Source organism: Photorhabdus machadonis (genome assembly GCF_052657765.1).
Window position 1 is genome coordinate 4,245,055 of record NZ_CP199761.1, and the last position, 26,279, is coordinate 4,271,333.

The 26,279-nt window shown below is 41.9% G+C and carries 27 protein-coding genes and 1 pseudogene; 26 read left to right on the forward strand and 2 right to left on the reverse strand.

Annotated elements, in window-relative coordinates; all coding sequences use genetic code 11:
- Window positions 1-195: 195 nt before the first annotated feature.
- Window positions 196-561: pseudogene (locus tag ACUN2T_RS20440) on the reverse strand (IS110 family transposase); the annotation flags it as partial.
- Between the two features lie 1,387 nt (window positions 562-1,948).
- Between ACUN2T_RS20440 and ACUN2T_RS20445 the strand changes: the two are divergent.
- From ACUN2T_RS20445 to ACUN2T_RS20470, 6 genes are all read left to right on the forward strand, one after another.
- A complete protein-coding gene (locus ACUN2T_RS20445) occupies window positions 1,949-2,452 on the forward strand; it encodes a fimbrial protein (RefSeq protein WP_445494765.1) in 504 nt (167 codons plus the stop codon).
- A gap of 61 nt (window positions 2,453-2,513) precedes the next feature.
- Entirely contained in the window at window positions 2,514-3,182 is a 669-nt protein-coding gene (locus tag ACUN2T_RS20450) for a fimbrial biogenesis chaperone (protein WP_445494766.1), read from the forward strand.
- Between the two features lie 23 nt (window positions 3,183-3,205).
- A complete protein-coding gene (locus tag ACUN2T_RS20455) occupies window positions 3,206-5,686 on the forward strand; it encodes a fimbria/pilus outer membrane usher protein (RefSeq protein WP_445494768.1) in 2,481 nt (826 codons plus the stop codon).
- Window positions 5,687-5,713: 27 nt separating this feature from the next.
- Window positions 5,714-6,676, forward strand: coding sequence for a fimbrial protein (locus tag ACUN2T_RS20460; protein ID WP_445494769.1), 963 nt, complete (start codon window positions 5,714-5,716; stop codon window positions 6,674-6,676).
- A gap of 221 nt (window positions 6,677-6,897) precedes the next feature.
- Window positions 6,898-7,911, forward strand: coding sequence for a fimbrial protein (locus ACUN2T_RS20465; RefSeq protein WP_445494771.1), 1,014 nt, complete (start codon window positions 6,898-6,900; stop codon window positions 7,909-7,911).
- A gap of 45 nt (window positions 7,912-7,956) precedes the next feature.
- The gene (locus ACUN2T_RS20470) at window positions 7,957-8,700 is read left to right on the forward strand and encodes a 4'-phosphopantetheinyl transferase family protein (RefSeq protein WP_445494773.1); all 744 of its coding nucleotides are present in this window, start codon (window positions 7,957-7,959) and stop codon (window positions 8,698-8,700) included.
- Window positions 8,701-8,778: 78 nt separating this feature from the next.
- Here the strand turns inward: ACUN2T_RS20470 and hpaR are convergent, their stop codons facing one another.
- On the reverse strand, window positions 8,779-9,225 hold the full coding sequence (hpaR, locus tag ACUN2T_RS20475; RefSeq protein ID WP_445494775.1) for a homoprotocatechuate degradation operon regulator HpaR: 447 nt from the start codon (window positions 9,223-9,225) through the stop codon (window positions 8,779-8,781).
- A 386-nt stretch (window positions 9,226-9,611) separates the two neighbouring features.
- Between hpaR and ACUN2T_RS20480 the strand changes: the two genes are divergently transcribed.
- The 20 genes from ACUN2T_RS20480 to ACUN2T_RS20575 all read left to right on the forward strand — a co-directional run bounded on the left by ACUN2T_RS20480 (window position 9,612) and on the right by ACUN2T_RS20575 (window position 26,276).
- The gene (locus ACUN2T_RS20480; RefSeq protein ID WP_445494777.1) at window positions 9,612-10,244 is read left to right on the forward strand and encodes a fumarylacetoacetate hydrolase family protein; all 633 of its coding nucleotides are present in this window, start codon (window positions 9,612-9,614) and stop codon (window positions 10,242-10,244) included.
- Complete coding sequence (locus tag ACUN2T_RS20485; RefSeq protein ID WP_445494779.1) at window positions 10,241-11,005, forward strand: fumarylacetoacetate hydrolase family protein; 765 nt, start codon at window positions 10,241-10,243, stop codon at window positions 11,003-11,005. The genes ACUN2T_RS20480 and ACUN2T_RS20485 overlap by 4 nt, the downstream gene beginning before the upstream one ends.
- A complete protein-coding gene (gene hpaE / locus ACUN2T_RS20490; protein WP_445494780.1) occupies window positions 11,002-12,468 on the forward strand; it encodes a 5-carboxymethyl-2-hydroxymuconate semialdehyde dehydrogenase in 1,467 nt (488 codons plus the stop codon). Before ACUN2T_RS20485 ends, hpaE begins: the two co-directional genes overlap by 4 nt.
- Before the next feature lie 64 nt (window positions 12,469-12,532).
- Window positions 12,533-13,411, forward strand: a complete 879-nt coding sequence (gene hpaD, locus ACUN2T_RS20495; protein ID WP_445497943.1) for a 3,4-dihydroxyphenylacetate 2,3-dioxygenase — start codon at window positions 12,533-12,535, stop codon at window positions 13,409-13,411.
- Between the two features lie 13 nt (window positions 13,412-13,424).
- A complete protein-coding gene (locus tag ACUN2T_RS20500; RefSeq protein WP_350305702.1) occupies window positions 13,425-13,811 on the forward strand; it encodes a 5-carboxymethyl-2-hydroxymuconate Delta-isomerase in 387 nt (128 codons plus the stop codon).
- A gap of 2 nt (window positions 13,812-13,813) precedes the next feature.
- Complete coding sequence (locus tag ACUN2T_RS20505; RefSeq protein ID WP_445494782.1) at window positions 13,814-15,043, forward strand: Bcr/CflA family multidrug efflux MFS transporter; 1,230 nt, start codon at window positions 13,814-13,816, stop codon at window positions 15,041-15,043.
- Window positions 15,033-16,505: an NAD-dependent succinate-semialdehyde dehydrogenase gene (locus tag ACUN2T_RS20510; protein WP_445494784.1), complete on the forward strand. Its 1,473-nt coding sequence runs from the start codon at window positions 15,033-15,035 to the stop codon at window positions 16,503-16,505. The genes ACUN2T_RS20505 and ACUN2T_RS20510 overlap by 11 nt, the downstream gene beginning before the upstream one ends.
- A gap of 4 nt (window positions 16,506-16,509) precedes the next feature.
- On the forward strand, window positions 16,510-17,313 hold the full coding sequence (gene hpaH / locus ACUN2T_RS20515; protein WP_445494785.1) for a 2-oxo-hept-4-ene-1,7-dioate hydratase: 804 nt from the start codon (window positions 16,510-16,512) through the stop codon (window positions 17,311-17,313).
- A 9-nt stretch (window positions 17,314-17,322) separates the two neighbouring features.
- Window positions 17,323-18,129, forward strand: a complete 807-nt coding sequence (hpaI, locus tag ACUN2T_RS20520; RefSeq protein WP_445494786.1) for a 4-hydroxy-2-oxoheptanedioate aldolase — start codon at window positions 17,323-17,325, stop codon at window positions 18,127-18,129.
- A gap of 98 nt (window positions 18,130-18,227) precedes the next feature.
- On the forward strand, window positions 18,228-19,604 hold the full coding sequence (gene hpaX, locus ACUN2T_RS20525; protein WP_445494788.1) for a 4-hydroxyphenylacetate permease: 1,377 nt from the start codon (window positions 18,228-18,230) through the stop codon (window positions 19,602-19,604).
- Between the two features lie 26 nt (window positions 19,605-19,630).
- Entirely contained in the window at window positions 19,631-20,521 is an 891-nt protein-coding gene (gene hpaA, locus ACUN2T_RS20530; protein WP_445494789.1) for a 4-hydroxyphenylacetate catabolism regulatory protein HpaA, read from the forward strand.
- A gap of 576 nt (window positions 20,522-21,097) precedes the next feature.
- Window positions 21,098-21,415 (forward strand): YjeO family protein, encoded by a 318-nt coding sequence (locus ACUN2T_RS20535; protein WP_445494790.1) that lies wholly within the window; start codon window positions 21,098-21,100, stop codon window positions 21,413-21,415.
- A 388-nt stretch (window positions 21,416-21,803) separates the two neighbouring features.
- The gene (locus ACUN2T_RS20540) at window positions 21,804-22,283 is read left to right on the forward strand and encodes an Hcp family type VI secretion system effector (protein WP_445494791.1); all 480 of its coding nucleotides are present in this window, start codon (window positions 21,804-21,806) and stop codon (window positions 22,281-22,283) included.
- 2 nt (window positions 22,284-22,285) lie between these two features.
- On the forward strand, window positions 22,286-23,152 hold the full coding sequence (locus tag ACUN2T_RS20545) for an RNase A-like domain-containing protein (protein WP_445494792.1): 867 nt from the start codon (window positions 22,286-22,288) through the stop codon (window positions 23,150-23,152).
- A gap of 4 nt (window positions 23,153-23,156) precedes the next feature.
- Window positions 23,157-23,477, forward strand: a complete 321-nt coding sequence (locus ACUN2T_RS20550; protein ID WP_445494793.1) for a contact-dependent growth inhibition system immunity protein — start codon at window positions 23,157-23,159, stop codon at window positions 23,475-23,477.
- Window positions 23,478-23,560: 83 nt separating this feature from the next.
- Window positions 23,561-23,932, forward strand: coding sequence for a contact-dependent growth inhibition system immunity protein (locus ACUN2T_RS20555; RefSeq protein ID WP_445494794.1), 372 nt, complete (start codon window positions 23,561-23,563; stop codon window positions 23,930-23,932).
- A gap of 44 nt (window positions 23,933-23,976) precedes the next feature.
- Window positions 23,977-24,291: a hypothetical protein gene (locus ACUN2T_RS20560; RefSeq protein ID WP_445494795.1), complete on the forward strand. Its 315-nt coding sequence runs from the start codon at window positions 23,977-23,979 to the stop codon at window positions 24,289-24,291.
- A 140-nt stretch (window positions 24,292-24,431) separates the two neighbouring features.
- Window positions 24,432-24,512 carry a hypothetical protein gene (locus ACUN2T_RS20565; protein WP_445497944.1) on the forward strand — a complete coding sequence of 27 codons (81 nt, stop codon included), beginning with the start codon at window positions 24,432-24,434 and terminating at the stop codon, window positions 24,510-24,512.
- A gap of 421 nt (window positions 24,513-24,933) precedes the next feature.
- A complete protein-coding gene (locus tag ACUN2T_RS20570) occupies window positions 24,934-25,413 on the forward strand; it encodes an Hcp family type VI secretion system effector (RefSeq protein WP_445494791.1) in 480 nt (159 codons plus the stop codon).
- A gap of 2 nt (window positions 25,414-25,415) precedes the next feature.
- A complete protein-coding gene (locus ACUN2T_RS20575) occupies window positions 25,416-26,276 on the forward strand; it encodes an RNase A-like domain-containing protein (protein ID WP_445494797.1) in 861 nt (286 codons plus the stop codon).
- The last annotated feature ends 3 nt before the right edge of the window (window positions 26,277-26,279 follow it).

Here is a 26,279-nt window from a genome sequence, read left to right on the forward strand (position 1 = left end):
AGTGGGTGAGTAAATTTTTCTGACAACGTAGTCGCAAACATATATTCGGCTTCAATGAGCCCTGATGAAAATCCGCACTCTCTGCCCTCATTATTATTTCAACAGTCTCGATAAACTGGGCTATTTACCCGGTTCACAGAGAGTCGGTTCTACCTGTCAATACATCAACTTATGAACTTCTACATCATGGGTAACTCATCGTGGTTCATAACTCGATTGTTGGCTGACCAGAGCCCAGGCTATTCGGGCATTTTTATTTGCCAGGGCAACTGCCGCTCTATTGAGCCCGCTGCGGGCTATCACGCCTTTTAACCAGCGTTGTAATCCATTACATTGTTCATCAGGGATTTTTTGCACCCGATAAACAACTGAACGGGCACCATGAATCAGTATTCCTCGCAAATAGCCATTCCCGCGTTTCGTGATACCCAATAACCTGACTATCATCAAAGCGGATGCCCCCAGTGGACCAATACCCGGTAGCGTCAGTAGACGGCGAATATCTTCCTCTTGTGCATTCAAATGGTTGAGGCGTTTATCCAGCACTTTCAGACGCTGCTGCTATTCTTTGAGTTCAAAGAAAAAGCCCGTGTTACATTGATTCATGTGATGACACTTCTGGAGACGATGAAAATCAAGGATCGTCAAATTTGTGAATATTATCAATCAAACCTAAAACTGCGCTTTTATCAATAATCTGAACAGAGGTCGAAAAAATGGGTAATGATTTTCATTTACAATCGAAAAGCTATGCCGCTACTACAGCTATATGCAAATAATCAAAGGTCAAAAAATAGCGGAAACACAAATTAACCCTTGCTAACACCGTTATTTCTGCCTGATTAATGATTAAATCTTCACAATTAAAGCTATCGATAATGATTTTGATCATAAAATACACGCCAGAATCATTAGCAATAGAATATTCCAACAAACTACTAGAAAAAACAAACTAAATCGTCTGATTCATATCATTATTAATGATAAAATATTAGATTAGATAATAAATATCACTACTATTTCCTCTGTTCAAATCATTTAATCAATTGTTTAAGTCTGAAAATCACATACAAACACACCAAATCAAACGATTAATTTAAAATTATAACATCATGAAATAACAAGATATTTTTATAAAACAGAAAAAAAACACTCTTTTTTTATTTAAGTTGTTGAAAAAGATCATATTTTAGTTAATACTCCTCCCCATCGCATGAGAATAGCCCTAAAGAAAGATGAAAGTTCCAAATTGAAAACAAGTTAATGATATTAAGAAAAATTTATTGCCATCGTAATTATAATCAAGATGGCAATTTATTTAATTGTATTAATATAGCACCACTACGGTTAGCTCAATCAGAACATTGATGTAAATCTCTGTGTAAGATACATGTACCGAGCTTAACAATGATAGTTCGTTTTCATTAATGCAGTTATTTCACTAGTGGATATCCGCTCAGCAGACAATAAAGATAAATTTATCCATGCATATATCTTACCCACAAGAGCTTTTCACTGCATTATAACAATCACCTGGTAAAAATTTCATGATTGGTATGAAAATTTATCGTATCTGAGTACTTGCGATACTTTAACACAAATAAGAATCATTATTAATAACGTTAAGAGATTTGCAGTAATAGATGATATTTGGGAGAAAAAATTGCTCCTTGGGCTAAAATTAATATCAAAGATTATTATTAACAAACATGATGATATATCCAGAAAAGATCACAGAAATTACTGACGAATTATTTATCAGTAAAAAACGCTTAGTAGAAAGTTAACAGCATATACAAAATAGAGGTAAAAACTCAATCGAGTTATATATCACTATGTAAATTAATTCAATTATATAATCAGCCATTAAATTATAACTCTGGTTGGGTATATAGTTTTATTGTACAAAAAAATCACACACATCTTTATTAAGGGAAGGTATTTTTAAATGAGAAAGAATTTTATTTGGGCTTCTTTGGCTATGGTATTGGGGATTTTTACCAGTTTCAATGCATTGTCTTATGATGGAGTCATTAAATTCAGAGGGACAATTCTTGAGAACGGCTGTACTATTAGTAGCGGAAAAGACCAAACAGTTAATTTTGGCAATATACCTAAAGAAAGGTTTTCTGATATTAAAGGAACCATAGGTCATGCTAAATCGTTTACAATTAATTTAACTAATTGCCCAGGTTCAAAAATTGGTGTCGAATTTAACGGTAAAAAGGATAATGATGACCATAATCTGTACTCTTCAGGAGTTTCTGGTATAGGTATTCTGATTGCTAAAAGTGACGATACTAAAATACACGCAAATACATCAATCAATGATTATACACTTACAAGTAAAAGTGTCGATATACCTCTTATAGCAAAATTACAAACAACTAAAACTACTCCGAGTCATGGTATTATTAACTCAGATGTAAATTTCACAATTATCTATCCATAAAATCGGTTAAGTGCTTTATTAACGTTCATTTATAAAATCATTTATAACTAAAGGAGTAAAAATGCTTCGCTTTATTACTCCCTTTTTACTTGTCTTTTTTATGGGGCAAGTACAAGCAGGGATTACCTTAGGTGGAACCCGCCTTATCTATAATGGCTCACAAAAAGAAGCCACTATTTCTATCACAAACTCGGACACAGAACGACCTTATCTTGTTCAGTCGTGGGTAGATAATATCGATAACAGTCAAAACAAAGTACCGTTTGTTATCACACCGCCACTGTTTAAAGTGTCAAAAGAGAGCGAACACCAGATCCGTGTTTCATATATCGGTAATCATCTGCCAATGGATCGGGAATCGATATTTTTGCTAAATGTCAATGCGATTCCAGCAGTGGAAAAAAATGACAACAGCAAAATGATCATCACGATAAAAAACATTATCAAACTGATTTATCGTCCAATCGGGCTATCTGATAATGACGCTAATAATGTCATCAATCGTTTAGAAATATCACGTAATACTAATGGCATCCAGTTAACCAACCCCACTGCCTATTACGTCAATCTTAATGAAATGAAAATTGACGGGAAATCAATCGATAAACCCGGGTTTATCCCGCCTTTTAGCGATAAGGTATTTCCAACCAAAAGTAGTATAAAAAAGGTAACTCTGACGGCTATCAATGACTACGGTGGAACAACAGAAGAACGCCTGTTTAGTTTCTAATAAAATAATCTGATGAGAGTATTGTGAAAAAGATAATCAGCTTTGCGTTAATTGCTTATTGTTTATCATTACCAGTATATGCAGAGCTGTACTTTGATATCAATGCATTACAATTATCAGATGAAGACAGAGAAAATATTAACCTGGATAGCCTGGCAAAAACAGATTCTCACATTCCAGGCATCTATAAAGTAAATGTTATTGTCAATAAAAAAGATATCGGCATTAAAAATCTCGCCTTTATCGAGTGTGGAGATAAACTTTGCCCTGAGCTATCTGTCAGCTTGCTAAAGGAAATCGGAGTAAAAACAGAAAGCTTTCCTGAATTAGCGTCACTTTCTGAACAAGAAATTATTTCTCAACCAGAGAAATATATCAAACAAGCATCAACAGAGCTGGATTTAAGCCAGCTTACTTTGCACCTGAATTTTCCTCAGGCGGCAATGAGATCACAAATCAGGGGCGATATCTCTCCTGATCAGTGGAATGATGGCATGCCTATGTTTTTCACCAATTATCATCTGACCGGGATGCAATCCTGGAATAAAAATCAAAGTGAACAGAATCAATATCTGAATTTACGCAGCGGCGTTAATTTAGGTCCGTGGCGTGTTCGCCATAGTAGTTATTATAGCCGTAATAACACGACATCTGAATGGAAATCACTTAAAGCCTATGCTGAACGAGACATTCGTCCATTAAGATCCCGTCTGGTATTGGGTGAAACATCAACCGACAGTATGGTATTCGATAGTTTTACTTTTAATGGCGTTAAACTGATGTCTGATAGCCAAATGCTGCCAGATAGCCAGCAAGGGTTTGCCCCTGTTGTTCGCGGTATTGCCATGACTCACGCCAGAATAGAAGTCCATCAGAAAGATAATCTTATTTATCAAACTTTTGTTCCACCAGGTGCTTTTGAAATTACTGATATTTATCCGAGCAACCTTAATGGTGATCTGGAAGTATCCATTTATGAAGAAAATGGCAAAGTTAGGAAATTGACTCAGCCCTTTTCTGCTTCACCATTGATGATCCGTGAAGGCCAAATAAAATACCTGGTTAATCTCGGTAAATTCAGTGGTAGCAAACAAACCAGTAAAAAAAGGTTTATTCAAACAGAGGCGATTTACGGGTTATGGGACAGCACCACTATTTATGGTGGCGCCATTATTTCTCCTGACTATTTAGGCAGTGCAATAGGCTTAGGGCATAATCTTGGCTCATTTGGTGCAGTGTCAATAGATGTGACAAATGCAAAAACGCATTTCCCAACCGGAGAAAAGAAAACCGGCCAGTCTTATCAGATACGTTACAGCAAAGGTTTTACCGCGACCAATACAACGGTGACATTAGCGGGTTATCGCTACAATACTAATGGTTATTACAGCTTTAGCGATGCTAATAATAGCCGCCAATTTACTGATAACCACCGAAATAACGCGCCAAAAAACCGGATGCAAATAACAATGGGCCAGAGTTTAGGTCAATATGGCAGTTTTTCATTATCTGCTTGGCAACAAGATTATTGGCAAGATAAGACCAGCAAGAATCAATCATATTCTATGTCTTATAACACCAGTATTCGTGATATCTCTTTATCATTGGGCTATAACTATCACCGTAATCGTTCAAAAATTAATAACGATCAGGTTTTTTCACTTAATATCAGTGTTCCTTTGGACAAGTGGCTGCCATCAGGTAATCACAGTGCAACCGTAGATTATAACACCTCTTATAATACAAACGGTGACAGCCAGCATTCGATGTCATTATCCGGCTCATTACTGGAACAACAAAATCTAAGTTATATGATTTCTCAGGATTACAGTTATGAAAAATCAGAGAAAGAAAAACAATCAGGTAATGCCGCCAGTCTGTATTATAGAGGCTCATATGGTTCAATTAATGCCGGTTACACCACGGATCATGGTAAAAATCAACGCATTAATTATGGGTTAGAAGGTGCAATTATTGCCCATCCCTATGGCGTTACTCTGGCTCAAAATATCAGCGAAAGCGGCGCTAGTGCCTTAATTCGCGCCCCTGGGGCAGTCAATGCAAAAGTACTGAATAATACTTCTATCAGCACAGACTGGCGGGGATATACCATTGTTCCTTATATATCGCAATATCGGGAAAACTTGTTGTCTCTTGATACCAATACATTCAGTGATGACATCGATATTGATAACCCGACGGCTAAAGTTATTCCAACGAAAGGCGCATTGGTACTGGCGGATTATTCGATTCGCGTTGGTCATCGAGTATTTTTAACTTTACAGCATAAAGGTAAAAAACTCCCTTTCGGAACGGTAATCACCGGCAAGAATAGCGTCAATGGTATGGTGAATGAAAGAAGTGAAGTCTTCCTTAGTGGTGTCAGTGACACAGCAGAATTAAAAGCCGATTTAGGCAATAAACAAAGCTGTTATATTAATTTCGACAGTAAGTTATATCAGAAAAATAATGGTATTATCCTGGCTTCATTGAATTGCCAGTAACTAAAATAATCTTTATCCCGGAACAATATGAAAAATAAATTAATTACACTGGCAATATTAATACTGACACTATTCAGTATTACAGAATCAATTGCCACATGTACATTAAACAAAAAATTTAAAGCTATTGATTTAAATGTTAATATAAATGAAATTATCAATGCAGATTTTAACACTCGAAGACCTATTACCATTGCTGAATATGGTCCAATGGAGCTGGCTAACAAGATAGGAATTAAAGCCGATGCAACTATTGCTACCTGTGATAATAATGAAAACATAGTTTATAAAACAAAACCAGGTGAAATAAAATCATCCAAAAATAGTGGTTGGATAAATACAAGTGTAGATGATTTATATTTTTTCGTATCTTATGATGGAAATGGTCGTTCTCATGATGGTATCAATAAAAAAATAACTTTAAGAGATATCGGGAAAATAAAAATTGAGCTTATTCAAGAAAGAGATATCCGATCAGGCTCTATACTTAAAAAAGGGTTGATATCTTCGTTATTAACAGATGATGGTAAAAAATTAATAAATATCATATATAACAAAGACAATATCATTGGCAGTAAAAGCTGCATGACATCAACACCCTATCAAGAAATAAAGTTCGGAAAGATTCACTCTTCTGCATTTAAAAGAGAAGGTTCTACAGCAGGTGGTAATAGTTTTTATATTGTGATTCAATGTAAAGATGAAAATATCCCTGATATTAGTTTCTCAGGGGAAGTCGTGAGCTCAAGCCTAAATAACATTATTAAATTACATCAATACGGCGATGGAAATACAGCCAACGGTATTGGTGTTCAATTGTTACATGAAGATAGACCTGTTTATATGAACACACGTATTCCTATAGCTAAATGGGGAAGTGAAAAAGATCTCTATTATTTACGACTTACTGCCCGCTATTATCAAACCAATAAAACAATAACTGGGGGAAAGGCTAACGCCACAGTACATTTTACAATTGAATATAAATAGCTTTACAATCTTCTCTATTGAGATTAGTATATTAACATTATGCTAACATATAAAAAGAGAAACTCTCCACAGTAGTATTAAGCAAGAATTAAACGCAGATTTATACCACAAATAAATCTGCCATATTAATTTCATCAGTAAATTATATCAGAAAGATAATAGCATTATTCTGGCTTCATTGAATTATCAGTAATTAAGAATAAATCTCAACTGGAATCTATATGAAACGCTACTTAATGATAATCACAATATTTACATTAATATTACTCAGTATTACAGACACACATGCACGCTGCTTATTAAATGCAAGGCAAATTAGCTTAGATATTGATCTTAATCATATTGACATTAATCCAGGTGTAAATGAGAAAAAAAGCATTCTTGTTGGTGAATTCAGACCATGGCAACTGGCTCAACTCATGAATATTAATGACAATACGCCTCTTCTTAATTCCCATAATTGTGATCCAACCGGAGAGCCTTTTATTTTTATGGGAGATATATATCCATCTAAACCAGGGAATACACCTCATGGTACAGGAATGATAACCACAGGAATAGATAATCTCTATTTTTATCTTATTGCCTCTGGAGAAGAAGAAAACATGAAATTACCCACAACAAGTGGCAGTAATTACATTTATAAATATAAAGATAGAATGACATTAAAAGATATAGGGAAAATCAGTGTTTATCTTTACCAAGAAGGAACGTTGACATCAGGGAAAGTACTCAGGCCAAGAAAGATTGCTATGTTACAAACACTTGCAGGTACAGAATTAATAAGAATAAAAACCAAGAACAATTACACGATAAAAACTAAAACTTGCTCGACAGCAACCCCAAGGCCAATGGTAAATTTTGGTCGTGTGAACAGTGCTTTATTTAAAGGTATAGGCTCTACTGTGGGTAATGCGGGTTTTAATATCGAAATTAAATGTACAGAAAGTGTTAAGCCCAAAATTACTTTTTCAGCAGAAAAAATAGATTATGCCCCAGACAGTGTCATTCAATTAAATAACCCCAATAGGAGAAATACAGCTAAAGGCGTTGGTGTACAAATCTTATATATGGGAACAACACCGGTTTCTCTGGAAAATCCACTGGTTTTCGGATATGCAACAGCAAACGCCACCTATACATTACCTTTCACTGCCCGCTATTACCAAACCGATGGTAAAATAACAGCTGGAGAGGCTAACGCTATCGCACATTTTACAATTCAATATGAATGATATTAAGTATAGACTGTAGGATATTTCATTATCTGGATTATAAACATGGAACAGACAGTTATACACACCACTCAAGCACCACTGCCAGAATATAGCAATGGCTTTATCACTCAAATCGAGTATGGAACCGTTATTCAGTACCCTCAGGTACATTTCTGGCAAGCCCGTTTTGATCTGTCACATTATCACGATGACCTGTTCGAACAGTTAGATCTCCCTTTCCCTGCTCAGTTAGCCAAGGCCGTCAATAAACGGCGGGCTGAATATCTGGCAGCACGTTATTGCGCCAGACAACTTTTAGCACAATTAGGGCAACCGGCGTTTAATCTGATCTCAGGCAATGATCGCGCCCCAATCTGGCCAAAGGATATTTGCGGTTCGGTTTCTCATTCAGCGCATTGTGCAATTGTACTGGCAGCACCGCGAACGAATAACAGATTAATTGGTGCCGATGTCGAAACTATTGTCAACCGTCAAAATACGGATGAACTCACAACAATGATCGTGAATGACAGGGAAATACAACGCCTGAAACATTGTCATTTACCCTTTGAACAAGCGTTTACCCTCGCTTTTTCAGTAAAAGAGAGCTTGTATAAAGCGCTTTATCCACAAGTAAAACGGTTCTTTGGCTTTGAAGCAGCTGAGATAACTGCCCTATCCCTCGAAAATAATGAAATAACATTGGCGTTGCAGGAAACACTCACCCCTCATTATCCGGCAGGTACAATATTTCATGGGCAATTTATTATCTACCCACAGGAAATATTAACGCTAATTATTCAATAGTCCAAAATAATAATTGCTGATGCTGATCTTACTCAGCAATTTTTCTATTATTCATCATCATAATTTTGAATAAAATTTTTATTTAACTTTCTTACCCTTATTTCCCGCTGAGCTCTTACCAACAACAATTAACTCCTCCAACAACGCTGAAAGCTGAGCCATCTTCTCTGACGAAAAGGCTTTTTCTATGGCCTGATATCCCTGTTCAACCTGCTCTTTCGCCTTTTCATAAAGTTGCTGACCCTCCGGCGTCAAAGAAACATAAAGTTTGCGCTGGTCATTCATCGGTTTAAGACGAAAGATCAATCCATCACGTTCCATGCGAGTCAATATCCCCGTCAGACTTGGACGAAGAATACAGGTCTGGCAAGATAAATCATAAAAATCAATTGACCGGTTATCAGACAGTACACGAATAATACGCCACTGCTGTTCAGTCAAATTATGACTCTTAAGGATTGGGCGGAAAAAACCCATCGCGGTTTCCCGCGCCTGAAGTAATGCAATTGTCAGAGATTCATGCATGGGTAATGAAGGCTCTCATCTTAGTTAATCACTGATTTACTCTCTGTCGAGAGTGTCTATGTCACTCTGTAACTACAATAAAAAAGACTAGCACGTCACTCCATCAACCACAAAGAAAAAATCATAAAAATATTAATAAGTAAACAAAAATAAGCCCTAAAAACGAGGTTAATAAAAAGTTAATACGATAGTAATTATTTTATTTATAAAAATATTAACATATTGATTAATAATGATAAAAAACAAATTTAGCAGAGATATTGTTACTGAGATCACAATTAAAATTAACAAACACATTAACATATTGCAACAAATCGATTTGTGGTTTATTAATATATTAATAAATACATCTTAAAGCTGTCTGTTTACGCTCAGAGGAGTCGTTAATGAAAGGCACTGTCTTCGCCGTAGCCCTCAACCATCAGAGCCAGGTCGATTTCTGGCATGACTCATTTCAGCAAGCACCTTATAACACCCTGCCTAAAACCCCTATATGGTTTATCAAACCGCAGAATACCGTTATCACCTCCGGTGACGTTATTCCCCATCCTGCGGGGGAAGAGGTTCAGAGCGGCGCAACACTGGCGCTGGTGATAGGTAAAACCGCCCGTAAAGTCACCGCTGAAAACGCGGCCGAATATATCGCGGGTTATGCATTAGCCAATGAAGTCAGCCTGCCTGAAACGGCGTTCTATCGCCCGGCCATTAAAGCGAAATGTCGCGATGGCTTTTGCCCTGTAGGTCAAATGATCAATCCTGAATCAATGGATGCGCTGGACATCATTACTGAAATCAATGGGCAGGAAGTTGATCGCTGGTCAACAACCGATCTGGTGCGTTCAGCAGCAGAATTAGTCGCGGCATTAAGTGATTTCGCCACCCTGAAAGAAGGTGATGTGATCCTGCTTGGCACTCCGCATCAACGGGTTTCCATCAAACCGGGTGACAACGTGGTTATTCGGGCAGCAGGTTTCCCATCACTGGAGAATCAAGTTGTGCCAGCAGGAGAAAAAGCATGAAACACGCAAGAGTTCGTTATCAGGGCCAGGATCTGAATGTGACGGTTGATGATCAGGAAAATGTCTGCCTGCCGGATGGCAGCAAAGTCAGCAGCGAATCCGTTCAATGGCTGCCACCCGCCGATGGAACCCTGTTTGCCCTCGGCCTGAACTACGCCGATCACGCCACTGAACTTGAATTTAAGCCACCGGAAGAACCACTGGTTTTTATCAAGGCATCCAATACGCTGATCGGCCATCGTCAGGTTTCCGTTCGCCCGGATAATGTGGAATACATGCATTATGAATCTGAGCTAGTGGTTGTCATCGGCAAAACCGCCCATAAAGTCGCCAAAGAACAGGCGATGGATTACGTTGCCGGATACACGGTTTGTAACGACTACGCGATCCGTGACTATCTGGAAAACTATTATCGTCCTAACCTCCGGGTAAAAAGCCGCGACACGCTGACCCCCATCGGGCCGTGGATCATTGATAAAGAAGATGTCTCGGATCCACATAATCTGACATTAAGCACCTGGGTCAATGGTGAATTGCGTCAGCGCGGCGCCACCGCCGATCTGATCTTCGATATCCCCTTCCTGATCGCCTATCTGAGCGACTTTATGACGCTGCAACCGGGCGACATGATCGCCACCGGGACACCTAAAGGGCTGTCTGATGTCGTACCGGGGGATGAAGTGATTGTTGAGGTTGAAGGCGTTGGACGTCTGGTCAACCGTATTGTCAGCCAGCAAGACTATGAGGATAGCCTGTCATGACGATGATTAATCATTGGATCAACGGCAAAAACGTCAGCAGTAAAGCGTATTTTGCAACCACCAACCCGGCTAGCGGTGAAGTGCTGGCTGAAGTGGCTGCCGGTGGTCAGGAAGAGATTGATCAAGCGGTTGCCGCGGCAAAAGAAGCCTTCCCCAAATGGGCTGATCTGCCAATGAAAGAACGTGCACGCCTGATGCGCCGTTTGGGTGAGCTAATTGATGAGAATGTGCCTGAAATCGCGGCAATGGAGACCAAAGACACCGGCTTGCCTATTCATCAAACGCAAAATGTCCTGATCCCACGCGCTTCTCACAACTTCAACTTCTTTGCTGAGATTTGTCAGCAAATGAACGGCCGGACCTATCCGGTTGACGATAAGATGCTCAACTATACGCTGGTGCAGCCAGTCGGTGTTTGTGCGCTGATTTCGCCGTGGAATGTGCCATTTATGACCGCGACCTGGAAAGTCGCCCCCTGTTTGGCGCTGGGTAACACGGCGGTGCTGAAAATGTCAGAACTCTCCCCATTAACTGCAAACCGTTTGGGAGAGCTGGCACTGGAAGCCGGCATCCCTGCCGGTGTTTTAAACGTAGTGCAAGGATACGGCGCGACTGCCGGTGATGCATTAGTGAAACATCACGATGTTCGGGCAGTTTCTTTTACCGGCGGTACCGCCACCGGCCGCCAGATCATGAAAAATGCCGGCCTGAAAAAATATTCAATGGAACTGGGCGGTAAATCGCCGGTTCTGATCTTCGAAGACGCCGATATTGAACGTGCGCTGGATGCCGCTCTGTTCACCATTTTCTCTATCAATGGTGAACGTTGTACCGCCGGTTCACGCATTTTTATTCAAGAAAGCATCTACCCTGAGTTTGTGCAACGTTTTGCTGAACGCGCGAATCGTCTGCGGGTTGGCGATCCACAAGATCCCAGCACGCAGATTGGTGCACTTATCAGCAAGCAGCATTGGGAAAAAGTCTCTGGTTACATCCGTCTGGGTATTGAAGAAGGGGCAACGCTGCTAGCTGGTGGCCCAGATAAACCCGCTGATTTGCCGGAACATCTGAAAGGCGGCAATTTCCTGCGTCCAACAGTTTTGGCGGATGTCGATAACCGTATGCGCGTTGCACAGGAAGAGATCTTCGGCCCTGTCGCGTGTTTATTGCCATTCAAGGATGAGGCAGAAGGTCTGCGCCTGGCGAATGACGTGGAATATGGTCTGGCTTCTTACCTCTGGACTCAGGATGTCAGCAAGGTGTTGCGTCTGGCCCGTAATATTGAAGCAGGCATGGTATTCGTCAATACCCAGAATGTCCGTGACCTGCGCCAGCCATTCGGCGGGGTGAAAGCCTCCGGTACCGGTCGTGAAGGCGGTGAATACAGTTTTGAAGTGTTTGCAGAGATGAAAAATGTCTGTATCTCTATGGGGGATCATCCCATCCCGCGTTGGGGGGTATAACGGTTTCATCAGCGTTAACCACGGCGAACTCCGGTTCGCCGTCCTGATATCAAATGAGGATTTTATGGGTAAGTTAGCGTTAGCGGCCAAAATTACACATGTGCCATCAATGTATCTGTCTGAACTGCCGGGAAAACATCATGGTTGTCGCCAGGGAGCCATTGACGGGCACAAAGAGATCAGCCGTCGTTGCCGTGAAATGGGTGTCGATACGATTATCGTGTTTGATACCCACTGGCTGGTAAACAGTGCCTATCACATCAATTGTGCCGACCATTTCTCCGGTATTTACACCAGTAATGAATTGCCACATTTCATTCGCGATATGAGTTATGAATATGACGGTAACCCTGAATTGGGACAAATGATCGCGGAAGAGGCACGCAATATGGGGGTTCGTGCTCAGGCGCATGAAATCCCAAGCCTGACACTGGAATACGGCACGCTAGTACCAATGCGTTACATGAATAGTGACCGACATTTTAAAGTCATTTCTATCTCCGCGTTTTGTACTGTTCATGCTTTTGAAGACAGTCGACGTCTTGGGGAAGCTATTCTGAAAGCCATTGAGAAATATGACGGCACAGTTGCGGTACTGGCCAGTGGCTCCCTTTCTCACCGCTTTATTGATGATCAGCGCGCGGAAGAGGGCATGAACAGCTACACCCGCGAATTTGATGAACAGATGGATCACCGGGTGGTACAGCTTTGGAAAGAGGGCAAATTCAAAGAGTTCTGCAAGATGCTGCCGGAATATGCAGATTACTGCTACGGCGAAGGCAATATGCACGATACGGTGATGCTGCTGGGCCTGCTCGGTTGGGATAAATATGACGGTAAGGTGGAATTCCTGACCGAACTGTTCCCCAGTTCCGGCACTGGGCAAGTCAACGCGGTATTCCCGCTACCTAATAACATTACCGGCGAGCAAGCCACAGCCTGATTTGGAGTCACCTATGCCACATTTTTATGCTGAATGTACGGAAAATATCCGTGAACAAGCCAATCTGCCAGCGCTGTTTGCCAAAGTGAATCAAGCACTGGCAGATACCGGCATTTTTCCATTAGCGGGAATACGCAGCCGTGCTGTCTGGCTGGATACCTGGCACATGGCTGACGGTCAACATGATTACGCCTTTGTCCATATGACACTGAAAATCGGTGCCGGACGCAGCCTTGAAAGTCGTCAACAGGTTGGCGAGATGCTATTCAGCCTGATCAAAGAACATTTTGCCTCACTGATGGCACAGCGTTACCTCGCCCTCTCTTTTTCGATGGAAGAATTGGACCCGGTACTGAACTACAAACAAAACAACGTTCACGCTTTGTTTCGTAAGGAATAGTGATGCCGAAGCCCTTTAATCAACATCCCCCGCGCTGGCTAATCCCGTTATTGGGTGCGCTGGTGGCATTCGGGCCTTTGTCGATTGATATGTACCTGCCAGCCTTGCCGGAAATGGCAAGGCAATTACAGGCAACACAAGGGCAGATGCAATATACTTTGGGCGCGTTTTTCGCCGGCTTTTGCATTGGAATGCTGTTATATGGCCCACTGAGTGACCGTTTAGGGCGCAGAAAGCTGTTGCTCAGTGGCATGGCGTTATTCGTCGTCGCCAGTGTGTTGTGTACACAGGTGACGCAAGTTGAACATTTGATTTTACTGCGCGCATTACAGGCGCTTGGCAGCGGTGCGGCGGTTGTCATGGCCAGAGCCATCGCCCGTGATATCTATCGCCCTGCGGAATTACCCCGGGTGTTGTCACTGATGACGCTGGTGACCATGATAGCGCCTCTTATCGCTCCCTTACTCGGTGGCTTACTGTTAACCTATTTCAACTGGCAGGCCATCTTTATTTTGCTGACGCTGGTCGGCTGTATCAGCGGGTTATTATTATTATTTTTGTTGCCAGAAACGCTACCTGCCAATAATGACGGTAGCAAACTTATCACCGCGTTTAAAAACTACGGCAAATTGCTGGCTGACCGTGAAGCAATGGCAACTATCGGCACATTGGCATTCACTTGCGCCGCCATGTTCGCTTTCATCAGTGGTTCGCCTTTCGTCTATATCAATTACTTTCAGGTTCCGGCGAACGACTACGGATTACTGTTCGGCTGTAATGCACTGGGCATGATAGTGATGGTGCTGATCAATGTTCAGTTACTAAAATTTTATAACCTTTCTGGTCTGTTATTTATCCAAACCAGTGCTCAATTACTGTTTGGTATTTTGTTGGTTATTTTTTATCAGCAAAATCTGACGGTTATCGTTATTTTGGTCATGCTGGTAATATCGCTGGTTAATGCCATTGGTACTAATGGCCTCTCCCTATTGCTTCAACATCGTGGTCAACTCGCCGGCAGCGCCAGCGCACTCGCTATCTCTTCTCAATTCGCGATGGCGGCACTCGCCAGCGTTGCCGTCTCTTTATTACAAGATGAAACCCCTTTTGCTATGGCCCTTGTGATGGCCGTTTGCGCCGGGTTGAGTTGGTTATGCCAACTACTGGCAACTTTTCACCAACAGACGCCACTCATCCAAGTGTTTTCAGGAGAAAAAAACAATGACAAATAATGTGAATACAGAACTATTGCGCCAGCAGGCTTATATCAACGGGCAATGGATCGATGCCGATAACAAATTCACGTTTAAGGTGACTAACCCAGCAAATGGCGAGGTTATTGCACACGTCAGTAATATGGGCGCGGCGGAAACAGAACGGGCAATTGCCGCCGCTCAACAAGCCCTGCCGGCCTGGAGAGCAATGACCGCCAAACAACGCAGCCAGCTTCTGCAACGCTGGTTTCGGTTAATAATGGAGAATCAACAGGCTCTGGCAGAATTGTTGAGTCTGGAGCAAGGGAAACCGCAGTCGGAAGCGATGGGAGAGATCGCTTATGGTGCCAGTTTCATCGAGTGGTTTGCGGAAGAAGGCAAACGTACCTACGGTGAAACGATCCCAAGCCCGCTGCCCGGTCGCCGGATCATCACGATCAAACAGCCTATCGGCGTTGTCGCCGCCATTACACCGTGGAACTTCCCTCATGCCATGATCGCCCGCAAAGTTGGCCCGGCACTGGCGGCAGGCTGTACCGTGGTACTGAAACCCGCCGCAGAAACCCCACTTTCAGCCCTGGCTTTAGCCGCGCTGGCTGAACAAGCGGGCATCCCCGCTGGCGTCCTGAATGTTGTCACAGGAAAAGAGGCTAAGGCTATCGGCGGTGTTATGACCCAAAGCCCGATTGTGCGCAAACTCTCGTTTACCGGCTCAACCGGTGTCGGCAAATTACTGATGGCCCAAAGCGCCGATACGGTGAAAAAGCTGTCGCTGGAACTGGGTGGCAATGCGCCATTTATCGTTTTCGATGACGCGGATATTGATGCCGCTGTACAGGGCGCACTTACCGCTAAATTCCGCAATAGCGGTCAAACATGCGTTTGCGCTAACCGTATCCTGGTTCAGGAAACCATTTATGACACCTTCGCAGAACGTCTGGCGCAAGCAGTCAATGCGTTGCAGGTTGGCCCAGCCAATGACGTCAAATCACAGCAAGGCCCGCTGATCAATCAGGCAGCCGTCGATAAAGTGCAAGAACACATCAGTGATGCCGTTTCTCATGGCGCACGCATACTGGCTGGCGGCAAGCCACACGCTCTGGGCGGCTTGTTTTTCGAACCTACCGTGCTGGTTGACGTCACTCAATCCATGCTTATCTCCCGTGAGGAAACATTCGGGCCTATCGCCCCCCTCTTCAAATTCCGTGATGAGGCAGAAGCCATTCATCTGGCAAATGATACTGAATTCGGCCTGGCAGCTTATTTTTACTCCCGTGATATCGGCCGGATCTACCGTGTGGCTGAAGCACTGGAGAGCGGTATGGTCGGCATCAATGAAGGTTTGATTTCTAATGAAGTCGCCCCATTTGGCGGCATTAAACAATCGGGGCTGGGGCGCGAAGGTTCACGTTACGGCATCGAAGATTATCTGGAAGTGAAATATCTCTGCTTTGGTGGCATAGAAGACACAGGAGCTTAACCGCATGTTACAGAAAGACGTCGTATCACAGGTTGCACACCGTCTGCATCAGGCAGAGAAAAGCCGTGAGCAAATACGCCAAATCTCGTTGGATCACCCTGAAATCACCATTGACGACGCTTATGCCATTCAGCGTGAATGGGTGAATTTGAAAATTGCGGAAGGTCGCGTACTCAAAGGCCACAAAATTGGCCTGACCTCCAAAGCCATGCAAGCCAGTTCACAAATCAGCGAGCCAGACTACGGCGCTCTGCTGGATGATATGTTTTTCCCTGATGGCAGCGATATTCCATGCGACCGCTTTATTGTGCCCCGTATTGAAGTCGAACTGGCTTTCATACTGGCAAAACCGCTGCGTGGCCCAAATTGCACACTGTTTGATGTTTACAATGCAACAGATTATGTCATTCCAGCGCTGGAATTGATTGACGCCCGTTGCCACAACATCGATCCGGAAACCCATCGCCCGCGCAAAGTGTTCGATACGATTTCTGACAACGCCGCCAACGGCGGTGTGATTATGGGTGGCCGCCCGATTAAGCCAGACGCGTTTGATCTGCGCTGGATCAGCGCCCTGCTCTATCGCAATGGCGTGATTGAAGAATCCGGCGTCGCGGCGGCGGTACTTAATCATCCCGCTAACGGTGTTGCATGGTTAGCAAACAAACTGGCGCCACACGGTGTTCAACTTGAAGCAGGGCAAATCATCCTTGGCGGATCCTTTACTCGCCCGGTTCCAGCCCGTAAAGGGGATACTTTCCATGTGGATTACGGCCCGCTCGGTTCCATCAGTTGCCGTTTCGTTTAAGGAGAAAATATGGATCGGTTAACCAACACATTTAAACAGGCATTAAAAGCAGGCCGTCCACAAATCGGCTTATGGCTGGGGCTTTGCAGCCCCTACAGCGCAGAATTAGTGGCTGGAGCCGGTTTCGACTGGCTGCTGATTGATGGCGAACATGCGCCGAACAACGTTCAGACTATTCTGAGCCAATTGCAAGCAGTCGCCCCTTATCCAAGCCATCCCGTGGTACGCCCACCCTGGAATGATCTGGTGATCATCAAGCAGTTGCTGGATGTGGGCGCCCAAACCTTACTCATACCGATGATACAAAACGCCGAACAGGCTTACGAAGCGGTTCGCGCCACTCGTTACCCACCAGAAGGTATTCGTGGCGTGGGCAGCGCTCTGGCAAGAGCCTCCCACTGGAACCGGATCCCTGATTACCTGCATCGTGCCAACGATGAAATATGCGTTCTGGTTCAGGTAGAAACCCGTGAAGCACTGCGTAACTTGCCGGAGATCCTCAAAGTAGACGGTGTGGATGGTGCGTTTATCGGCCCGGCGGATCTAAGTTCCGATATGGGTTTTACCAATAGTCCACATCACCCCGAAGTGAAAGCGGCGATTGAGCAGGCTATCGCTCAAATCAAAGCGGCCGGTAAAGCACCGGGCATTCTGATGTCAGCACCCGATGTTGCCGAGCATTACCTGAAACTCGGCGCGTTGTTTGTTGCTGTCGGTATCGACACAACTTTACTGGCTCGGGCGGCAGAAGCGCTGGCGGCACGATTTGGCGCGGGCAAAGACCTTCCCGCAACGCCTGCATCCAGTGTTTATTAATCCTGACAATTATCAACACTAACAACCGATTTACCCGACAAGCGTTTGATTTGCCATAACAACGTAATACAGATAAAAAAATAATAAGGAAAATGACAATGAGCGATTCATCAACCGCTGCGCAACAGCCGGATCTCGCGGCAGCTCAACATAAGCAGCTAACGGCACAACAGCAATCCGTCATTAACAAGTTATTCCGTCGCCTGATTATTTTCCTGTTTGTCTTATTTGTATTCTCGTTTCTGGACCGCATCAATATCGGGTTTGCCGGCCTGACAATGGGTAAAGATCTTGGGCTGAACGCGACAATGTTCGGTCTGGCAGCAACACTGTTTTATGTCACTTATGTCATCTTCGGTATTCCCAGCAATATCATGCTCAGTATTGTCGGGGCGCGGCGCTGGATAGCCACGATCATGGTGCTTTGGGGGATCTCCTCCACTGCCACCATGTTCGCCACCGGACCAACCAGTCTGTACATCTTACGTATGTTGGTCGGTATCGCCGAAGCCGGTTTCGTACCGGGCATCCTGGTCTATCTGACTTACTGGTTCCCGGCTTACTACCGCGCCCGTGCCAATGCGCTGTTTATGGTGGCAATGCCGGTGACCATGGCGTTTGGTTCTCTGGCTTCCGGTTACATTCTGGCAATGGATGGCCTCCTGAACCTTCACGGTTGGCAATGGCTATTCCTGCTGGAAGGTTTTCCTTCAGTATTACTGGGAATAATCGTTTGGTTCTATCTTGATGATTCACCCAAACGAGCCAACTGGCTGACAGATGCAGACAAAAAATGCTTACAAGAGATGATGGATAACGACCAGCTTGCTCTGGTTCAACCAGCAGCCCCATCAACTCATCAGACCCTGCAACAACGCAGTATATGGCGTGAGATTTTCACACCAACAGTGCTGATGTACACCCTAGCCTATTTCTGCCTGACCAACACCTTGAGCGCAATTAATATCTGGACGCCACAGATTGTACAAAGCTTCAATCAGGGAAGCAGTAACATCACCATCGGCATTTTGGCTGCGATCCCTCAGTTCTGTACTATTGTGGGAATGGTTTACTGGAGCCGCCGTTCAGACCGGTTGCAAGAGCGTAAGATGCACACTGCTCTGCCCTATCTATTTGCTGCTGCGGGCTGGATACTGACTTCACTGACCAACCACAGTGTCATTCAATTGATTGGGATTATTATGGCTTCGACCGGTTCATTTACCGCAATGGCCGTCTTCTGGACAACCCCGGATCAATCCATCAGCTTACGCGCAAGAGCGATCGGCATTGCGGTTATTGCCGCCACGGGTAACATAGGTTCAGCCCTTAGCCCGTTATTAATCGGCTGGCTGAAAGATCAGACAGGAAGCTTTAATACGGGTCTCTATTTTGTAGCCGGATTACTGATCATTGGCGCAGCCATTATCCAAACAATCCCAATGAAACATTCCAGACCGAGCGCAACAACGTAATTTTCAATCAGAAAGGAAAAACCAGCATGACCGAGCCTATGATTGCCAATATTGATATCAGCAAAGATTATGATGAGACCCAAGGCACTGATGATGTGCATTACCAGACCTTTGGCAGGATGGCGGCATTCTTCGGTCGTGATATGCAAGCTCATCGTCATGATGGTTTCTTCCAGCTTCATTTTTTGATCATCGGTCATATTGAATTGCAGTTGGATGATCAACACTATTCTGTACAGGCACCGCTGTTCATCCTGACGCCACCCTCCGTTCCTCATGCTTTTTTTACTCAAGATGACAGTGACGGATATGTACTCACCGTGCGGCAGGAATTGATATTACCGCTATTAGAATCGCTCTATCCTGCCAACAAAGATATTCTGGATATTCCGGCGATTTGCTTATCTGTCGCAGATAAACCAGAAGAGCTGGAAGCTTTTAACCATTACTGGGCATTAATAGCCCGCGAATCATTCAATAACTTTACCGGACGGGCGCAAGCACTGACATTTTTAGCGCAAGCCATGTTTACGCTGTTGCTGCGCAATATTCCCCTTGATGACCACCCTATTAATGGCGTTCGAGGAGAAATCAAGTTATTTCAGCGATTCAACCAATTAATAGACAATTATTATCATCATCATCTTTCCGTACCGGAATATGCTAATAAGCTGGGAATTACCGAATCGCGGTTAAAAGATATGTGCCGCCGGTTTGCCAATCGCCCCCCTAAACGATTAATTTTCGACCGTCAACTTCGTGAGGCCAAACGGTTATTACTCTTCAGTGATTGTGCCGTATTTGAAGTCGCTTATCAGCTTGGATTCAAAGATCCCGCCTATTTTGCCCGTTTCTTTAATCGATTAGTGGGCTGTTCTCCCAGCCTTTGGCGGGAAAAAAATACTCACGAAACATAAACACCAATACCCTTTATAGCAAGATAGGCACTTTTTATTCTAACCGTAAGAAAAATATGAAATTTAAAAATTTTAATATCGTCCGGAAACTTTTACTTTAAACGACAAATGAGGTGATAATTACTGTGCTATCTGTCTTTCCAATCTTTATATTTTCTGCTATTAACTTACCCCAGATTTAATCATTTTTGTTACAAAACCTCTTCCCAGAATTAAAATTATGAATATACTGGAGTTATACGACTTACTGGAACTATTAAGGATAAGCTAATGGCGACCGGAGTGCCGATATAGATAAATTTATTCAAGAAAAGGAAGTGACATATGAAAAATCCTTACTATGCGGCGGATAAATTCGGATCCCTGAGTTCTGATGCAACGTCCTTTACGTGCTATAAATGGCACGCCGGTAGTCCACATAATGTAACTAATCAAAGTTATTTATGGGCACATAAATCGGCTTGTTTACAATACAAAGAAACTTAATAATAAAGTACGCTCACTAAGGAAAAACCGCTATTTTACTATTTATGGAAATAGAGAAAAAATAATGCATTTAATAATGAGAATTTCAGAATGAGCAAATTAGCTATAGCTTTGGCTTTAAATATCAGTTATGCCATTTTTTGTGCGTTATTTATATTTTTGATGTCTTATTTAGAAGAAGAACACTACGTAGTTGGTAAGGATTTAAATAACATCTGCGCTATTTATAGAACACTTATAGATGATAACCGTGATCTATTTGCACCAACATGCTTACTGATTATATCGCCATTAATTTATGCAACTGCAAAAAAAAGATTCAAATCACGTTCCCTGAATGTCATTACATTTACGTTACTGGGATATTGGATATGGCGGTTTTTTATCAGACTAATGGTCTGTATTTAAAATAATTTCAAATAATTAGGTAGCAGCTATCAGATGCTACCTGAATATCCTGTCGGGTTTAGACTCCGTTTTATACTTTGATTTTATGACAATCTTGGCATTTGAAAACCACGTATTTCCTGATATTCAAATCACATAGAAATCACAGAATTAAAAATGTCTTTATCAACATCTCTTCGTGAAGAAAGAAAACCTCTCATTATCACTAACAACATGATATAAAAAGATAAATAATCTGATGACATTGATCATATCGCCCCTATTTCTTCGCCATATTTCCTTTCTATCCGCTTTATTAATGTAAATTACTCCAAATTTACAAATTTTTGGTTGATTTTTCCACACACCCTACAAGAGAATCAAATAAACAGTATAAGGAGCAACCAATATGGCGAATATAATCTATTTAACACTAAAAGGTAAAAAACAGGGGTTAATCTCCGCTGGCTGCGGCTCCTTAAACTCCATAGGAAATCATTACCAGCATGGTCATGAAAATGAAATTTTCATTTACACTCTTCAACATTTGATGACCAGAGAGCAGCATGCTTCTCATCATCCGGTCATGATAATAAAGCCTATTGATAAATCGTCCCCTTTACTGGCGCAGTGTTTTTCTGAAAATGAAGAGCTGGAATGTTTATTTGAATTGTACCGAACATCGCCAACCGGAGGGTTAGAAAAATACTATTCCATCAGGCTGGGCCATGCTTTTATATCCAGCATAAAATCCAATTATCCGCACTCCAAAGACAATAATTCAGGCACACCACAAGAAGTTATCTGTTTTACTTACAAGAATATCACCTGGAACAATCTTGCTTGTTCAACTGGTTCTTACAGCTTCTGGGATGACAGGATCTATTAACCATGAATAACGTCAATTATTTGACTGATGATGCTGTGGATTCAGAATCTGAAAATGGGTTACGCATTATTTTGTCGCCGGTTCAGCTGGCAGCGATTCTGTCGGATAATACCATTACTGAAGAAGAAACCTGGAGTAACCGAATATTAGGGGGTGCGGGTTTAGCCGCCGGGGTGGTTGAACTTATTGGTGCCGGCGGTCTTTGTCTGGTACCCGACCCGACAACACTAACTAAAGCGGCCTGTGTTATTGTCGGGGCACACAGTCTTGATGTAATGAATGCTTCTGCCAGTCAAATAATAACCGGCAGAGAAACCATGACGGAAACTTATCGCGCGGCGGTAGATTTAGCAAAAGAATTTGGTGCTGATGATTACACCGCGTCTGAAATAGGGCTTACCGTTGATATCGCTGTACCGCTTTCATTTGCTTCAATGGTGGGAGCTGTAAGAGTTGCCTCTGTTCGGGTAGGCAGGATTAAATTAATTGAGCATGAGTCAGAGACTGGATTAAAACCGGGTGGTCATACTTTGGCTAAACATGTTGGGTTATCGGAGCAGGAATTGAGAGAAAGACTCTTAAATAACAAGTCGATATCTAGAGCAAGTACATTTTACAATCAAGATGTAGCAGAGAAAGTGATTTCGGAAGCTCTAAAAGCAAATAGAATACACTTAGAGAATTGGGCTAAATATGTCCCTCCAACAGTATCTGCACCTATTGAATACGTTTCAAGTACCTCTATTGGTTTTGGTGTTACTAAAGGATCGAAATATGTAGAAAAGTTATATAAAGTCAGGGTTGTTCTAAGGTATTCTGAATACAATGGTAAACCATTATATATATTAACAGCATTTCCAAAGGCTTAATTTAATGACCGGACAATATCCATTCCTAGATATCTTAATGCATGCCTACTTTAATCAGGACTTCGATATAATATCCGGTCCTGAGCTTGATGATGTTATCAATGATTTTCTTAATGACGCATCTCAGGGAATGAAAAAAGGGTTAATAGAAGAAATCAACGATCTTATTGGCTCTTCTGAAGATGTAGAGAACACATTTGATTATCATTATCATGATGCTGAAGTTCTCCCCGAAGGGTGGGGCATGACAGCGCTTGAATTTTTGACACATGTGTCAAATAAGTCACAAGATTATTTAAACAAGCACACTGAACAAGATGAATGATTAAAGCATTCTGAATTTAACGGCAAACAATACTATATATTAACAGTATTCCCAAAATTTAATTAAAATTTATGGAGAAGAAAATGGCACTAAACCGCTTAATGTTTGCTTATTTCAATCAAGACTATGACATAATATCTGGCCCTGAGCTTGGTGATGTCATAAATGACTACCTTGATACCACGAATGAAGCAATGAAGAAAGAGTTAATAGAGGAAATAGAGGAAATAGAGGAAATAGAGGAAATAGAGGAAATAGAGGAAATAGAGGAAATAGAGGAAATAGAGTCTATTATTCATAATTCAGAGAATATAGAGAAAGACTTTCAAACTCTCTACTATAGTTCTAGCTTTTGCCCTAAATTATGGGATACCACAGCACTTGAATTTTCAAATCATATATCTCAAAGAACCCAGAGTTTTTTAAATGCACATCCTGAAAAAAAAGATGAGTAATTAAAATTTCTTTAATACAACCGTAAACAAAGAGGTTAAATATAATGGACATGAGAGAAAAATTGCAGTACGTAGATAAGCTGAAAAATGCTATTGATAATAATGATTATGAATTATTTCACAAAATATTCAATGAGTTGCAAGGAAATCATCTTAATATTGCACCACTAATATTATTAGAAAATATTAATCATCTTATCCGGGACACTAAAAATATAAAAGGATGCTTTAGCAACCATTATTATGGCGCAGCTGATCCAAAGTTATGGGAAACTATTTCCGCCATATTAGAACACCTGAATCAGTCATCAAAAATAATGCAAAGTTATATAAACAAATACCTTAAAAAGGATAAATAAATCAACCTTATATCCGTAAGATTTTCAAGAAAAAACGCTTTTGAAGGTAATAAATTAATTATATATTATACTTCAAAAGCGCCATTCAACAGTAATGACCTGCATTTGCACCAACATGCTTACTGATTATATCGCCATTAATTTATGCAACTGCAAAAAAAAGATTCAAATCACGTTCCCTGAATATCATTACATTTACGTTACTGGGATATTGGATATGACGGTTTTTTATCAGACTAATGGTCTGTATTTAAAATAATTTCAAATAATTAGGTAGCAGCTATCAGATGCTACCTGAATATCCTGTCGGGTTTAGACTCCGTTTTATACTTTGATTTTATGACAATCTTGGCATTTGAAAACCACGTATTTCCTGATATTCAAATCACATAGAAATCACAGAATTAAAAATGTCTTTATCAACATCTCTTCGTGAAGAAAGAAAACCTCTCATTATCACTAACAACATGATATAAAAAGATAAATAATCTGATGACATTGATCATATCGCCCCTATTTCTTCGCCATATTTCCTTTCTATCCGCTTTATTAATGTAAATTACTCCAAATTTACAAATTTTTGGTTGATTTTTCCACACACCCTACAAGAGAATCAAATAAACAGTATAAGGAGCAACCAATATGGCGAATATAATCTATTTAACACTAAAAGGTAAAAAACAGGGGTTAATCTCCGCTGGCTGCGGCTCCTTAAACTCCATAGGAAATCATTACCAGCATGGTCATGAAAATGAAATTTTCATTTACACTCTTCAACATTTGATGACCAGAGAGCAGCATGCTTCTCATCATCCGGTCATGATAATAAAGCCTATTGATAAATCGTCCCCTTTACTGGCGCAGTGTTTTTCTGAAAATGAAGAGCTGGAATGTTTATTTGAATTGTACCGAACATCGCCAACCGGAGGGTTAGAAAAATACTATTCCATCAGGCTGGGCCATGCTTTTATATCCAGCATAAAATCCAATTATCCGCACTCCAAAGACAATAATTCAGGCACACCACAAGAAGTTATCTGTTTTACTTACAAGAATATCACCTGGAACAATCTTGCTTGTTCAACTGGTTCTTACAGCTTCTGGGATGACAGGATCTATTAACCATGAATAACGTCAATTATTTGACTGATGATGCTGTGGATTCAGAATCTGAAAATGGGTTACGCATTATTTTGTCGCCGGTTCAGCTGGCAGCGATTCTGTCGGATAATACCATTACTGAAGAAGAAACCTGGAGTAACCGAATATTAGGGGGTGCGGGTTTAGCCGCCGGGGTGGTTGAACTTATTGGTGCCGGCGGTCTTTGTCTGGTACCCGACCCGACAACACTAACTAAAGCGGCCTGTGTTATTGTCGGGGCACACAGTCTTGATGTAATGAATGCTTCTGCCAGTCAAATAATAACCGGCAGAGAAACCATGACGGAAACTTATCGCGCGGCGGTAGATTTAGCAAAAGAATTTGGTGCTGATGATTATACTGCGTCTGAAATAGGGCTTACCGTTGATATCGCTGTACCACTTTCATTTGCTTCAATGGTGGGAGCTGTTAGAGTTGCCTCTGTTCGGGTAGGCAGGATTAAATTAATTGAGCATGAGTCAGAGACTGGATTAAAACCGGGTGGTCATACTTTGGCTAAACATGTTGGGTTGTCGGAGCAGGAATTGAGAGAAAGGCTAGCAGATGTATCTAGAGCAAGTACTTTTTACAATCAAGATGTGGCAGAACAAGTCATTTCAAAAACCTTGAAAGCAAATAAAATACATCTAGAAAATTGGGCTAAGTATTCGCTCCCAGAAGGAATGTATGCACCTATTGAATATGTTTCAAAAACACCGATTGGTTTTGGTGTTACCAAAGGATCTCAAAATATAAAAGAATTATATACAGTCAGGATTGTTTTAAATTATTCTGAATACAATGGTAAACCATTCTATATATTAACTGCATATCCAAAGGGATAACCT